Annotated in this window: 13 protein-coding genes; 5 read left to right on the forward strand and 8 right to left on the reverse strand. The window is 57.9% G+C overall.

Annotation, left to right across the window (positions count from 1 at the left end; genetic code table 11):
• Positions 1–37: 37 nt before the first annotated feature.
• Positions 38–847 (forward strand): ABC transporter ATP-binding protein, encoded by an 810-nt coding sequence (locus H8B14_RS12940; RefSeq protein ID WP_187316065.1) that lies wholly within the window; start codon positions 38–40, stop codon positions 845–847.
• A gap of 122 nt (positions 848–969) precedes the next feature.
• Here H8B14_RS12940 and H8B14_RS12945 read toward each other — a convergent pair whose 3' ends face one another.
• The 4 genes from H8B14_RS12945 to H8B14_RS12960 all read right to left on the reverse strand — a co-directional run bounded on the left by H8B14_RS12945 (position 970) and on the right by H8B14_RS12960 (position 4,228).
• A complete protein-coding gene (locus H8B14_RS12945) occupies positions 970–1,515 on the reverse strand; it encodes a YfiT family bacillithiol transferase (protein ID WP_187316066.1) in 546 nt (181 codons plus the stop codon).
• Between the two features lie 127 nt (positions 1,516–1,642).
• Positions 1,643–2,269 (reverse strand): bifunctional nuclease family protein, encoded by a 627-nt coding sequence (locus H8B14_RS12950; protein WP_187316319.1) that lies wholly within the window; start codon positions 2,267–2,269, stop codon positions 1,643–1,645.
• Positions 2,270–2,386: 117 nt separating this feature from the next.
• Entirely contained in the window at positions 2,387–3,364 is a 978-nt protein-coding gene (locus H8B14_RS12955) for an electron transfer flavoprotein subunit alpha/FixB family protein (RefSeq protein WP_187316067.1), read from the reverse strand.
• Positions 3,365–3,487: 123 nt separating this feature from the next.
• Complete coding sequence (locus H8B14_RS12960; RefSeq protein ID WP_187316068.1) at positions 3,488–4,228, reverse strand: electron transfer flavoprotein subunit beta/FixA family protein; 741 nt, start codon at positions 4,226–4,228, stop codon at positions 3,488–3,490.
• A gap of 77 nt (positions 4,229–4,305) precedes the next feature.
• Here H8B14_RS12960 and H8B14_RS12965 point away from each other — a divergent pair, with 77 nt between their 5' ends.
• The gene (locus H8B14_RS12965; RefSeq protein ID WP_187316069.1) at positions 4,306–4,647 is read left to right on the forward strand and encodes a tetratricopeptide repeat protein; all 342 of its coding nucleotides are present in this window, start codon (positions 4,306–4,308) and stop codon (positions 4,645–4,647) included.
• Positions 4,648–4,734: 87 nt separating this feature from the next.
• On the opposite strand, the gene H8B14_RS12970 is transcribed toward H8B14_RS12965, so the two are convergent.
• Complete coding sequence (locus H8B14_RS12970) at positions 4,735–5,613, reverse strand: alpha/beta hydrolase (protein WP_187316070.1); 879 nt, start codon at positions 5,611–5,613, stop codon at positions 4,735–4,737.
• 160 nt (positions 5,614–5,773) lie between these two features.
• Here H8B14_RS12970 and H8B14_RS12975 point away from each other — a divergent pair, with 160 nt between their 5' ends.
• Together H8B14_RS12975 and H8B14_RS12980 are read left to right on the forward strand one after the other, a co-directional pair.
• A complete protein-coding gene (locus tag H8B14_RS12975; RefSeq protein ID WP_187316071.1) occupies positions 5,774–6,667 on the forward strand; it encodes a DUF5996 family protein in 894 nt (297 codons plus the stop codon).
• A gap of 189 nt (positions 6,668–6,856) precedes the next feature.
• Complete coding sequence (locus H8B14_RS12980) at positions 6,857–7,708, forward strand: transporter (protein ID WP_187316072.1); 852 nt, start codon at positions 6,857–6,859, stop codon at positions 7,706–7,708.
• Between the two features lie 269 nt (positions 7,709–7,977).
• On the opposite strand, the gene H8B14_RS12985 is transcribed toward H8B14_RS12980, so the two are convergent.
• On the reverse strand, positions 7,978–9,225 hold the full coding sequence (locus H8B14_RS12985; RefSeq protein ID WP_187316073.1) for a M20/M25/M40 family metallo-hydrolase: 1,248 nt from the start codon (positions 9,223–9,225) through the stop codon (positions 7,978–7,980).
• 224 nt (positions 9,226–9,449) lie between these two features.
• Here H8B14_RS12985 and H8B14_RS12990 point away from each other — a divergent pair, with 224 nt between their 5' ends.
• Positions 9,450–9,923, forward strand: coding sequence for an META domain-containing protein (locus H8B14_RS12990; RefSeq protein ID WP_187316074.1), 474 nt, complete (start codon positions 9,450–9,452; stop codon positions 9,921–9,923).
• Positions 9,924–9,989: 66 nt separating this feature from the next.
• On the opposite strand, the gene H8B14_RS12995 is transcribed toward H8B14_RS12990, so the two are convergent.
• A complete protein-coding gene (locus H8B14_RS12995) occupies positions 9,990–10,751 on the reverse strand; it encodes a hypothetical protein (RefSeq protein WP_187316075.1) in 762 nt (253 codons plus the stop codon).
• A 27-nt stretch (positions 10,752–10,778) separates the two neighbouring features.
• The gene (locus tag H8B14_RS13000; protein ID WP_187316076.1) at positions 10,779–14,228 is read right to left on the reverse strand and encodes a pyruvate carboxylase; all 3,450 of its coding nucleotides are present in this window, start codon (positions 14,226–14,228) and stop codon (positions 10,779–10,781) included.
• Positions 14,229–14,365 lie beyond the last annotated feature (137 nt).

The raw sequence follows: 14,365 nt of genomic DNA on the forward strand, positions 1-14,365 counted from the left end.
TGCAGCTAGCAGCTTACAGCTAGTAGCTCCCTAAAAAATGATTGAGGTTCATAATATTCAGAAGGCGTTCAATGGAAACCCGGTGCTCAAGGGCATCACCTGCACGTTCGAAACCGGCAAGTGCAACCTGCTGCTGGGTGGCTCCGGCACCGGCAAAAGCGTGCTGCTGCAGTGCATCGTGGGGCTGATGAAGCCAGACCTGGGCAGTATCACCTTCGACGGCACCGTCTTTACCAATAATAAGGTGGATATCCGCCAGGAAATCCGCCGCAAAATCGGAATGCTGTTCCAGGGCTCGGCGCTGTTCGATTCGATGACGGTGTATGAAAACACCGAGTTTCCGCTGAAGATGCTGACTCCGGAAATGACCAAGGAAGAGCGCCGCGACCGGGTAGAGTTTTGCCTGAAGCGGGTAGGCCTGGAAAATGCCGGCAATAAAATGCCCTCCGAGATTTCCGGTGGCATGAAAAAGCGCGTAGGCATTGCCCGCGCCATTGCACCCAACTGCACCTACCTGTTCTGCGACGAGCCTAACTCCGGCCTCGACCCTGCCACCAGCATCAAGATTGACGAGCTAATTCACGAAATCACCCACGAATACGGCATCACCACGGTCGTCATCACCCACGACATGAACTCGGTGGTAGAAATCGGGGACCACATCATCTTTATGCACAAGGGCCTCAAGCTCTGGGACGGCACTAAGGATGAAATTCTGAACGCCAAGGTGCCCGAGCTGCGCGAGTTCATCTTCAGCAGCAGCCTCGTGCGAGCCGCCAAGCGGGTAGACGAAGAATCAGAAGGCGGCCTCGAAGCGCTTTCCAACGAGCCACTATCGGAAGTGTAGCTGCGCGAGTAGTCAGCTAGAAACAAAAGAGCAGCAGCCCGGCGGCATCAGATTGATCCTGATGCTGCCGGGCTGCTGCTCTTTTGCTGTACAGGTCAGGCACTGGCAAGCCAGTTACGCGGCTACCATTCTTGGCGACGCCGCAGTTCCGTTATGTGGGCCAGGTGGTGCCGGCCGTGCCAGGAGTATAGCGCCAGCGCCTGATCTAAAGTAAACGTGCGCTCTGAGCCCGGGTGGTAGAAGGTTCGCTGCCACTGCGCGTCCGTGAGGTTGCGCAGCAGCCGCACCCAGCGAATGTGCAGCGCCTCCAACAGCGCCAACGACACAGCCGGCGGCGTAGCGGCCACATCAGGCAGCTCGGCCCAGGCGGCTTCTTCATAGGGCTTGATAGTTGGGTTGTCTTCGGTGAGGGCCAATCGGAAGCGGGTGTAGGCGTTCAGGTGGGAGTCTGGCAAATGGTGAATGAGCTGGCGCACGGTCCAGCCCTGCGGCCGGTACGGTGTATCCAACTGTTCGGCGCTCAGGCCAGCTACCGCGGCACGCACTTGGTCGGACAGGGTGGCAATGTGGGCTATGAACGCCGTGCGGCTGCCGTGGTCTAGAGCAATTTCAGGCAGCACAGGCTGGCCGATGGGGTAGCGGAGGTCAGTGAAAGCAGAATCAGGCATAGAACAAACAGGTTGGGGGCGCAAAGTACGGCAGCAGCTGGCAGCTCGCGGTTACTGCGTGTAGTAGTCAGCACAAAAAAGGCCTTCCTTATGCAGGAAGGCCTTCTGTGACAGGAAGCAACATAGCCTAGCTGTCACGCTTGTTGAGTTCGTCGCGGATTTTGGCGGCTTTCTCGTAGTCCTCACGCTCCAGCGCCTGGGCCAGCATTTTGGTTAGCTCATCCAGCGACACTTGGCCGCTGGGCTCGCGGGGCGTGGGCACCGGCTTGGCCGGACCTTCGTTGGTGTCGTCCTCGTCGTCATCGTCCTCGTCGTCGTCCGAGTCTTCGGCATTCTCGTCGAGGTCCGACAGGATGATGCCGGCTTCGCTGAGCACACTTTCCACCGTGAAGATGGGTACGCCAAACCGCAGACCGATGGCAATGGCATCAGAAGGCCGGGAATCCAGCTCGAACGTGCTGGCCCCATCGGAGCACACGATTTTCGAATAGAAAACACCTTCCTTCAGGTCCGAAATCAGCACTTCCAGCACGGCCACGTGCACATGCTCGGCAAACGACTTGAACAGGTCGTGCGTGAGCGGCCGATTGGGGTTTATTTTTTCAATCTGAATGGCAATGCTTTGCGCTTCAAACATCCCGATGATGATGGGCAAACGCCGGTTGCCGGTTTTTTCCCCCAAAATCAGGGCAAAAGAGCCAGACTGTGACTGGCTCGAAGACAAGCCAAGAATTTCGAGCGGAATCTTCTTCACAGATAAGTGAATGAGTGAGTGGATGGGGAGATGAATAACTGGATAATGTGCCATGAGCGGCCGAAAGACTGCTGTTGCGGCAAGTCACTCAACCGCTCATGCACTTCATTCACTCGCTTAGCCAAGTTCTTTCACTGCCTGCGTCAGCTTCGGCAGCACGTCGAATACGTCGCCTACGATACCGTAGTCAGCGGCTTTGAAGAAAGGAGCCTCAGGATCTTTGTTGATGACCACAATCACCTTGCTGGAGTTGACGCCGGCCAGGTGCTGAATGGCGCCCGAAATACCGCAGGCAATATACAGGTTCGGCGACACGGTGATGCCGGTCTGGCCCACGTGCTCGTGGTGAGGGCGCCAATCTACATCCGACACCGGCTTGGAGCAGGCAGTAGCCGCGCCCAGCGCCTGCGCCAGTTCCTCAATGAGTCCCCAGTTTTCCGGGCCTTTCATGCCCCGGCCACCCGATACTACCCGGTCAGCTTCGGGCAGCAGAATGCCGCCGGCCTGGTCCTGCATCACCACCTGCTTGGGCGCATCGGCGAAGTCGGCGTCCGACAGCTGGGCCGAGAAGGCCTCTACCTGAGCGGTTTTGCCACCCTCGTGCAGCGCTTCGATGGAGTTCTTTTTGACGGCAATGATCTTCCGGTCGCCGTCGAGCTTCACATCAGCAAAGGCTTTGCCCGAGAAGGCGCCGCGCTTCACCGTGAACGAGCCGCCATCGGTTTTGGGCAGCTCTACCACGTTGGTGGCAATGCTGGCCTGCAGACGAACAGACAGGCGCGAGCCAACCGAAGCGCCGATATTGGAGTTGGCCAGCACGATGATTTTAGCGTCTTCCTTCTGGGCCGCGGCGGCAATCAGCTTGGTGTAGGCGCCGTTCACAAAATCTTTGAGGCGGGGCTCGGCGTCGTGCAGCACTTTGGTGATGCCCTGCTCACCCAGCTTGGCCAAATTGGCTTCGGTGGCCTCGCCAACAGCTACCGCCGTGGCCGTGGTGCCGAGCATCTGCGCCACTTGGCTGCCGTAGGAAGCCACTTCCAGCGAGGACTTTTTTACCTCGCCGCCGTCACATTCAACAACTACTAGTACAGACATTTTTTTCTTAATTAGTAATTAAGAATTAGCAATTAAGAATTATCAGCCTTTATTATTAGAGCGACCTTAACCGCTCATATTCAGCCAATTACCAATTCTTAATTACCAATTATCAATTGATGTTTAGATGACTTTGGCTTCGTTGCGGAGCAGCTTGATCAGGTCGCCGGCGCTTTCGGCCGGGATGAGCTTCACGCCTTGCTTGGCGGGCGGCAGCGCGAAAGCCGAAACTTCGGTGCGGGCCGCGTCGGCGGTAGCGTCTACCACTTTTAGCGGCTTAGTGCGGGCCGTCATGATGCCGCGCATGTTTGGGATGCGAGGCTCGCACATCGGCTGCTGGCAGGAAGCTACAAACGGCGTATTCACCTCCACGATTTCTTTGCCGCCTTCGATTTCGCGCTCCAGCGTGGCCGTGTTGCCGCTCATGTCCAGCTTCATGGCCGGAGCCACCGTTGGGATGCCGAGCAACTCGCCCACCATGCCGTGCACCTGGAAGCCGTTGTAGTCAATGCTTTCTTTGCCCATCAGAATCACGTCGTAGCCGCCATCTTTGGCGATGCTGGCAATCTGCTGGGCCACGAAGAAGGCATCTTTCGGATGCGCATTCACGCGGATGGCGTCGTCGGCGCCGATAGCCAGGGCCTTGCGGATGTTCGGCTCGGTGTCGGCTTCGCCTACGTTGAGGACGGTGACGGTGCCGCTGCCGTTGGCTTCTTTCAGCTCAATGGCGCGCGTGAGGGCATATTCGTCCCAGGGATTAATCACGAATTGGACACCAGCCTTATTGAACTCCTTGTTATCGGGCGTGAAGGTTATTTTGGTGGTCGTGTCGGGTACGTTGCTGATGCAAACGAGAAACTTCATCTACGGCTGCTTAAGTGGAGGATAAACTACGGGGAAACCCCCAAATTTGGGGCGAAGATACTGAAAACTCCCTCCCCATGGAAACCAAACCAAGCCGCTTACAGCAACTCCTGGCCTTCTACGAAGACGAGCCCAACGACCCATTCACGATTTATGCGCTGGCAACCGAGTACAAGGCTACCGAGCCACTTCGGGCGCTGGATTTTTTTCAGAAACTTCTGACCGAACACCCCGACTACGTGGGCACGTATTACCACGCCGGCAAGCTGCTCGAACAACTACAAAAGCCCGATGAGGCCGAGAAAGTTTACCGCGAAGGCCTGCGCGTGAGCCGCAAAGCCGGCCAGATGCACGCCGCCAGCGAGTTGCAGCAGGCGCTTAATCAGTGCCTGGGCCTGGATTATGAGGATGAGGAGTAGTTGCTGCTTGTCGGTTGTTAAGTTGTTAGTTGCCGGTCTTTCAAACGACCTGCTGGCAGCCAACAATAGACAAGCAGCAATCAAGAACTACTTCACCGCTACCCCACCCGCGTCCAGCACTTTGCTAAAAAACTGCACGTGGTAGGGCAGCGCGTTCTGCCAGTACTCCCAGGTGTGGGCGCCGGGCCGCTCGGTGTAGTCGTGGGGAGTGTGGTTGTAAACCAAGCGGCGGTGCAGTTCGCGGTTGATTTCGATCAGGAAGTCGTCTACGCCGCAGTCGATGATGAGGGGCAGGCCATTGGCGTAAAGCTTATCGGCCATGTTCACCACCGAGTTGGCGCTGTACACGCTGGGCGCCGGCGTTTCGGGCCCCAGAATGGGGTTAAACAGGCTTTGCCGCTGCTGGGCTTCCTGCGGGTTTAGCTTACGGTTGGTGATGCTCAGGTCTAGCGCGCCGCTCATGCTGCCGGCCGCCGCAAACAGTTCGGGGTGCCGCCCCGAAAGGTAAAGCGCCCCGTGCCCGCCCATTGAAAGGCCCGAAATAACTCTTCCCTCCTTCCGTGCTATGGTGCGGTAAGTCTGGTCGATTTTGCCGATAACGTCCTTGGTGATGTAAGTTTCAAACTGGCTGCCGGGGTTCACCGGCGAATCGAGGTAGAAGCTGAACGTCTCACCCTCAGGCATGACGATAATGAGGTTGTATTGGTCGGCGAGGCGGTGGACGAGGGTTTTGTCGGGCGTTTTGCTGCTCCAATTGTCGAAGTGCCCGTAGGCGCCGTGCAGCAAATAGAGCACCGGGTAGCGGGCCTTTTTGTTTTTGGCGTAGCTGGCTGGTACCGCCACGGCCGCTTTGTAGGTGCGCTGCATGGCCGCGCTGGGAATTTCTAAAGTATCGACCTTGGCGGCACGAACGGCGGAACTCAGCAGCAGCAGCACCAGCAGCAGCAGGCGTAGGGAGTTTTTCATAGAAGGAAGGGATATGGCAGTAGAGACGCGTATTCGCGCGGTATCGTTGCGGATGCCGAAGCCATTGAAAGCAGATGTCCGTATTTCTGCGGCCGGCTACCCAACATACCGCAGCAAAGTTGCCTATCTTTCACTATGCTGCGTCTTCAATCTATAGGGTATGTCTGATTCCACCACCGCCTGGCCTGCACTGCCGGTAGCCGCCTGGGCCGATACTCTGGCCACATTGCACATGTACACGCAGGTGGTGGGCAAAATCCGGCTGGCCAGCACCCCGCTCCTCAACCACTTCTGGAATGTACCGCTCTATGTCACGGCCCGGGGCCTCACCACGTCGGCCATGCCCTACACAGGTCGCAGCTTCCAGATTGACTTCGACTTCCTCGACCACCAGCTCATTATTCGGTGCAGCGACGGGGCCGAGCGGCAACTGGCCCTGCAACCCCGCTCCGTGGCTGCGTTCTACCAGGAAGTGCAACGGATACTGGCCGAGTTGGGCCTTACGGTACGTATATGGCCGGTGCCGGTAGAAGTTGAAAACCCAATTCCGTTTGCCAACGACGAGCAGCACGCCAGCTACGACCACGAGGCAGCCCAGCGTTACTGGCGTGCCCTCACGCTCATCACGCCCATTCTGGAGCGGTTCCGGGCTGATTTTGTTGGCAAGTGCAGCCCAGTGCATTTTTTTTGGGGGTCGTTTGATCTGGCCGTGACGCGCTTTTCCGGCCGCCCCGCTCCGCCGCGCCCAGGCGCTGACAGCATCACCCGCGAAGCATACTCCCACGAGGTTATCAGCCATGGATTCTGGCCCGGTGGCAATGGGCAGGAGGCTGCCTTCTATGCCTACACTGCTCCAGCTCCAGCTGGTTTTGCCGAGGCTAAAGTGGAACCGGAAGCAGCCTACTTCAGCCAGGAGCTAGGCGAGTTCCTGCTGCCCTACGACGCTGTACGCACTTCCTCCGACCCGGCCGCCACACTACACACGTTTCTGGAAAGCACCTACGCTGCCGGGGCCACACTTGCTGGCTGGGACCGGCCAGCGCTGGAACGATAAGGTTGCGTGGCTGCCAAACCCAACCACTTTTGGCCAGCTTGTGATTGAGACTCCACTACTTAATGTAGCGCTGCATTGGCTGAATGGCAACTTGCCGCGGCCAGCTTGCACTATGCGCCGAAAATTTCTCTTGGCTCACCAGTTGGCATTTTCCAGCGAACTTTCCAGCCGTTGAAGGTGTCGGGAGGCATGCGCATGACCACTCTGCTGACTGTTGGCGGGCTTTTGCTCGCGGCCCCTGCCTGCACCCTGGCCCAAACCATAGACCCCAGCGTCGGCAATGCCGACACCCCGTTCATCCGTAATATCCGCCCTGACCGCCCAGGCCAAACTGTAACCACCAGCATGCTACGCCCCGGCCAGGTGCAGCTGGATTTGGGTACGCAGGGGCAGTTGCAGCCCGCAGTCGGGACGCCCCGCTCGTTTTCACAGGGCTTGCTGCGTGTGGGCTTCTTCGGGCTGATGGAGCTACGGGTGCAGCAGCAGTACTTACCACAGGGCCCTGCGCCATTGCCAGCCACCGACGGTGGAAGTGCCGTAGTAGCTCGGCCAGGCGGCTTCGCCCCTCTCACCGTGGGCGCCAAAATGCTGGCCTCATCCAACCAGGATACTCGCTCACAGGTATCGGTGCTGGCTGAACTGACGCTGCCCGGCACCGGAGCCGCTTCGTTTGCGAATAAAGTGTATGAACCGGCTGCCCGCCTGCTGGTGTCGCAGCAACTGGGAGCAAGGTTTGGCCTGGAAGCTAACCTGGGCTTCAGGCAACGCGGCTTCAAGGCAGCTGACACCAGCCGGGGCCAATACCTGGGCACGGTGGCGCTTAATGGTCCAATAGGGGAGCATTTCGGGTTTTTCGCCGAAACATACACCACCTGGCAGAAAACCGCCAGCTGGAAACCAGGCCTGACTGGAGGCCTTTACTGGCGCCCCATACCCAACCTCCGCCTCGACGTGACGGCCGGCGGCGGACCGGGCACCAGCACGTATGCGCCTACCGGCCCTTATGTTGGCGGTGGCCTGAGTGTACGCCTGCCGCATTAAGCTCCTCCTTGACTGCTACGCCAGCCCCAGTTTGCACTACTACATCATTATGTGATTGTGCGGCACCTCACCAACCGGTAAGTTTGAGCACTTACTACCGACTTCTGCTGATGCCAGCGGTAGTAATGCAACTGCCTATACACCTTGCACACTAGTTGCCAGCCGCTACCTCTGTTTTCTGAACGCAAACACCCTGCAGGTAGCCTGCAGGGTGTTTTTTTTAGTGGGAACGGCAGAAATGTTAAACCGCTGGAGCCGGATGCTATTTGTTATTTACCACTTCCCGCAGTCGGAGTTGGCTTCGGCGCTTCCGGCGCAATACGCGTGGGCGTTTGCTGGCCTGAAATAATGCCTGCCGCCCCACGTGCTACGGCCGTTATAACGGCCGTCATGTTCGGAAGATCCAGGCTTTGTACTTCGTCGTCTACGGAGTGATATAGCTTGTCGGTCGGAATCTGGTCGGTGCTGATGCTGTGCGCGGGCACGCCCAGGCGGGCCAGGGTGGCATTATCGGAACGGTAGAAAAGATTCTGTGCAGGATACGGATCGGGCTCAAAGCGAAACAAAGTACCCTTCACATTTTCCTGCAGCATGGCCCCGAAGTTCGACTTATCAAATCCCGTAATAAAAGCCGTGTTAGGACCAAACTTAGCGGGCTTGCCAATCATTTCGATGTTGAACATCGCCACCACGTTATCCGGGTTTAGCTGCTTGGAAAAATATGTAGAGCCGAAACCGCCGATTTCTTCGGCCGTGAAAGCCACAAATACCAGAGTGCGGGCATTGCTGTTCTTCTTTTTGAAATGCTCGGCCAGTGCCACCACGGCAGCCGTACCGCTGGCATCATCGTCAGCTCCGTTTGCAATAGAGTCGCCGGCCACTGCGGGCTGTATCCCGATGTGGTCGTAGTGGGCTGAAAATACCACCTGTTCTTTGCTGCGGGCCGTGTCTTTGCCAGGCAGTACACCCACGATATTGCGGATTTCCACCGTGCGCGTTGTGGTATTAGCGGCGACTTTAAACGTGACTTTGCTGGCAGCCGGCAGCGCCTGCATAATCACCAGGCTGGAGTACGGATTGCCCGCTTTGTCGAGGCGAGGCGTGCTACGACCAACATAGCTGGCTATACGGCGAAATTCTTCGTCGTGCACCGGATGCAGCACAACTACCAGATTTTCACGTGGCCGCATGATGTCTCGCAGGTATGGCTGTACTTTATCATCAGGCCCCACCACTACTACTTTAGTAGCAGGCTCATCAGTGTCAGTCCAGTTAAGATGAGCTTGTGAAGAAATAAGCAGGGCCTTTTCCTTAGGCACCGGCGCATTATTAAGCGTTACAAACAGGGCTACTACTTTCGACTCATATGCTGGAAAAACCTGCTCGTACGTGGTCAGCCCAGGCAACATACCCAAGCCAATGCGTTGAAATTCAGCTGCCAGGAACTGGGCAGCTTTCTGTCCGCCGGCTTTGCCGGTCGCCCGGCCCTGCATATCGTCGGCAGCCAGGGCTTTCACAACTCGCTCGACTGTGGCAGCCGAAACGCCGGTTGAGGCAGGAAGTACTACTGGTTTCTTTTGAGCATAAATAGAGGAGGATGTTGCAAGCAGAACTGAGAGCAGAACGAAGAGAGGGAATTTTCGCATACTGCAAAATAACCCTTTTGTTAGGGTTTATGTACAACTTCATCGGCGCACGGCCTTTTTTTTGTACATCTGTTTCGCCCTATTGTTCTGCTTATATGCGCACTTACTTGCTCTTTGCCACGCTGCTGGCCGCCAGCTGCCAGACTACCCCACCTACCACCACTACTGCCGGCCCGGTAAATGGCCAGCATACCAGCCGCCCTGCAGATGCTGCTCTACGCAACACCCGGTGGGTATTGCGCCAGCTAAACGGCCAGCAGGTGCCGCCGCCCACCAACTCCGAACCTTATGTACTGCTGCGCCAAGACGCACCCAATGCAGAAGGCAATGGCAGCTGCAACCGTTTCCGCGGCACTTATGAGTCGGCCGCAGACGGGCACCTGCGGTTTGGAGCCTTGCTTTCCACGCGCATGGCTTGCGCCAGCCCCGACGGCAACACCACCGAAACCAGCTTCCTGCGCGTCCTCGAAACCACCCGCACCTACCGCATCAGCGGCGACACGCTTAAACTATTTCCAGAAGGTGGCGCTGCGCCCGCGGCAGTGCTGCATGCGGTATATCTGCGCTAAAAATACCAAAGCCGGGCTGTTGCCATAAACAACAACCCGGCTTTAGCGCCCATCGATACTGTCTGTTTACCGCGGATCTGCAGCGACCATAACCCGGCTCCAATCAGCATCAGTTCGGGCAGACTGCGCTTCTGGTAGTGCTTTTAAAGCAGCAGCAAGCTCTGGAGCAGCGCCTTGCAAGCCTCTGAGCGTAAGCTTAACCGGTATGGCCATGGCACCGGGGCGCACTAAGTAATAGATGTTTTTATCGGCTATTTCATCGTAGCGACGAGTGGAGGTATAACCACCAGTCAATTCTGCCTTGCGAAGCACTTTGTCGTACTTTTTGAGTAGGACGTAGCGGCCTTCGTGCAACACTTCCACGTACTTCTGCCGCTGATCAGGCTGTGGCGATTCTGTGAAACGCCGGAACTGCCGTTTACGGGCTGGCTGCCCAGCTGCAGCTGGCTCCTCCAGTACAAACCCGGCCACCAGCCGGTCATCGAGTTGTAATGAGTCGGTGGGCCGGTTAATGGGTTTCATCAACAGACGGCTATTGAGCACATCGTACTTAAGCGGAACGGGGGCTAGCGGCTTGTTGCTGGTCAACTGTAGCTGAGCCGATAGCCAGCGAGAATCTGCGTAAGGCGAACCCACTGTTGATTCAGCAGAGGCTTTTGGCACCACGGCCATAGCCCCGCTGGCCAGCGCATCCAAGTTGGCCTTACCTCCCATGCCAGACTTTTCCACTCCATTCTGGGCTATTGCGGCCCCAGCCCACAGCAGTGTTGGTATAAACAAGAGAAGTCTGCCAGTCATATCCAGATAAAGTTTAAGGGTTGTAGGCACAAGCTAGCACTTTTCCGTCTGTTCCTTCTACCCTAGCGTCAGCACAAGGTCGTCGGCGTTTACCAGGCTTCCCTGAGTTAGGTTCACGGTTTGCACGGTGGTGTCGTCGGGGGCGGTGATGGTAGTTTCCATCTTCATGGCCTCAATGATGAAAAGCGGCGCGTTTTTGCGCACCTGCTGGCCACCTTCCACCAGCACCCGCGACAGTAGGCCTTGGAGCGGGGCTCCTACCTGGCGCGGGTTGCCTTTGTCGGCTTTGGGATTTTGTATCTTCTTCACTTCCACCGAAGTGTCCCGGATTTCCAGGTTGCGAGCCTGGCCGTTGAGGTTGAAGAAGATAGTGCGGTTGCCTTCCTCATTCACCGGCCCGATGCTTTGCAAGCTCACGATGATGCTCTTGCCGCGGGCAATTTCGATGAGCGTCTCGTCGCCGGGCTGCAGGCCGTAGTAGAACACCTGCGTCGGCACCACCGACACGTCGCCGAACTCCTGCTGATGCGCCCAATACTGCTCGAATACCTTCGGGTACAGCAGCCACGACAGCACATCGGTGAACTTGCCGCGCTGCCCGAACTTTTCCTCAAACTTCTGCCATTCGGCATCGAAGTTGATGGGGGCCAAATGCTCGTTGGGACGGTCCGTGAAGGGCGTTTCGTCTTTCAGAATCACCTGCTGCACATCCTGAGGCCAGCCGCCCTCGGGCTGCCCAATGTCGCCGCGGAACAACTCTCGCACCGACTCCGGAAAGTTGAGCGTGGCGCCTTTCTCCAGCACGTCGCGGGTGGTGAGGTTGTTGCTGACCAGAAACAAGGCCATGTCACCCACCACTTTCGAGCTGGGCGTCACCTTCACAATGTCACCGAATAGCTGGTTGACGTCGGCAAACGTAGTTTTTACAGTTTCAAACTTGTCGAGCAAGCCCAGTGAAGCTGCCTGGGGCCGCAGGTTGGAATATTGCCCGCCCGGAATTTCGTGCTGAAACACCTCTGAAGTACCCGCCTTCAGGCCCGACTCGAACGGGTAGTAATGCTCCCGCACGGTGTCCCAGTAGTTGCTGAACTCGTTAAGAGAAAGCTGGTTGAACTCACGATGCCGCTCCTGGCCGCGTAGCATTTCCACTACCGAGTTGAAGTTGGGCTGCGACGTAAGGCCCGATAAGCTGCCCAGCGCCACGTCAATTACATTGACGCCCGCCTCTACTGCCTTCAGATAAGTGGCTGCCTGCAGCGAGGATGTATCGTGGGTGTGCAGATGAATCGGCAGGCTGATGGTGTCACGCAGGGCCGTAATCAGTTCAGTGGCCGCGTAAGGCTTCAGCAGCCCGGCCATGTCCTTGATGCACAGAATGTGGGCGCCGGCATCCTCAATTTGGCGGGCCAGGCGTAAGTAGTAGTCGAGGTTGTACTTCTGGTTGCGCTTGGGGTCGAGAATGTCGCCGGTGTAGCAGATGCTGGCTTCGGCCAACCGGTCCGTTTTGTTGCGCACAAAGCCGATGCAGGCCTCCATGCCCGGCATCCAGTTCAGCGAATCGAAGATGCGGAACACATCGATGCCGGTTTCGGCAGCCTGCTGCACAAACCGCTCCGTAAGGTTGTCCGGATACGCTTTGTAGCCCACACCATTGGCCCCGCGGATCAGCATCTGGAGTAAGATGTTGGGCACGGCGGCGCGCAGCTTAGCCAGCCGCTCCCAAGGGTCTTCGTGCAAGAAGCGCAGCGCCACATCGAAGGTGGCGCCCCCCCAGCACTCCAGCGAAAACGTTTGCGGATGCTGCTGGGCGTAGCGGCCGGCCACTTTCAGCATATCAAACGTGCGCATGCGGGTAGCCAGCAGGCTCTGGTGAGCGTCGCGTAGGGTGGTGTCGGTGTAGTGGATTTGCTTGTCGTGGCGCAACCATTTGGCAAATTCCTCGGGGCCCAGCTCCGTGAGCTTCTGCTTGGTGCCGGCGGGCGGCGCCTGGGTCAGGTCGGCTTCGGGCAGGCGCGGCTTGCGCAGTTCCCGGCGGCTGTCCACGAGGCCGCGCACGTCGGGGTTGCCGTTCACTATCACGTCGCCGAGGAAGCTGAGCACCTTGGTGGCACGGTCCTGCCGGGTTTTGAACTTGAACAGCTCGGGATGGTCCTTGATGAAGTCCACGTTGGCCTCGCCGGCCATGAAGACCGGGTGCGCAATGATGTTCTGCAGAAACTGGATGTTGGTGCTCACGCCCCGCACCCGGAACTCGTCGAGCGTACGCGCCATCTTCTGGGCTGCGTCGGCCAGCGTAGGCGCGTGCGTCGACACCTTCACCAGCAAGGAATCGAAGAACGGCGACACCTTCACGCCGGTGTACACCGAGCCTTGGTCGAGGCGGATGCCGAAGCCGCCCGCCGAACGGTAGGCCGTGATGGTACCGTAGTCGGGCTTGAAATCCTGCTCCGGGTTTTCGGTGGTGATGCGGCACTGAATAGCCACCCCGATTTTCTGGGGCTTCACGTCGGGGCCGAGGTTGATTTGCGGGTCGGTGAGGCGGCGGCCGTCGGCAATGTGGAGCTGGGTTTTGATCAGGTCGATACCCGTAATCATCTCCGTGACGGTGTGCTCCACCTGAATGCGCGGGTTCACCTCGATAAAGTAAATCCGGTCGTGCTCGGGGTTCACCAGGAATTCCACGGTGCCCACGTTGTTGTAGTTTACGGCCCGGCCCAGGCGCAGCGCGTACTCATAGAGCAGGTGGCGCATGTGGTCGGGCAGGTTCAGCGAAGGCGCCACTTCCACCACCTTCTGGTAGCGGCGCTGCACCGAGCAGTCGCGCTCATACAGGTGCGTGAGGCCGCCGTAGTTGTCGGCTACCAGCTGCACCTCGATGTGCTTGGGTTGCTCCACAAACTTCTCCAGGAACACCGTATCGTCGCCGAAAGCCTTGAGGGCTTCGTTGCGGGCCTCAAAGAAGCCGCGCTCCATCTGCTCATCGTCGCGGATGATGCGCATGCCGCGGCCCCCGCCGCCACTGGCCGCCTTTAGCATCACGGGGTAGCCGATGCGGTGGGCTTCGGCTATGGCCGTTTCAGCGTCAATCAAATCGGCCTCGCTGCTCTCAATAATGGGAACCTGACACGCTACGGCCACTTTCTTAGCCGCAACTTTGTCGCCGAGGGCTTCCATCACCTCTGGCCGGGGCCCCACAAAGATGAGCCCTTCCTCGCCGCAGCGGCGGGCCAGCGTGGCATTCTCGCTCAGAAACCCATAGCCCGGATGAATGGCATTAGCCCCGTTCTCCTTGGCCGTACGGATGATGCCTTCAATGTCCAGGTAGGGCTTGAGCGGCTCGTCGTCGCGGCCTACCTGGTAAGCTTCGTCGGCCTTATAGCGGTGCAGCGAGTATCGATCTTCGTAGGTGTAGATAGCCACGGTTTGGATGCCCAGTTCGGTGGCGGCCCGAAGCACGCGAATCGCAATTTCGCCGCGGTTAGCGACCAACAGTTTGCGGATGTTCATCTTGAAAAACAGAGTTTAGGGAGAGAACTAATGCGGAAGGCAAGCTACAGAAAGAGCGGGAAAACGCCAGCGAAAATTCGCTAACACTTTCCCGCTCTTCGTCTTTCCGCTGACTATTAAGCTACTTACCCTTCACT

Origin of the sequence: Hymenobacter puniceus (assembly GCF_014333525.1) — a bacterium.
In the GTDB taxonomy this organism is placed as follows: domain Bacteria; phylum Bacteroidota; class Bacteroidia; order Cytophagales; family Hymenobacteraceae; genus Hymenobacter.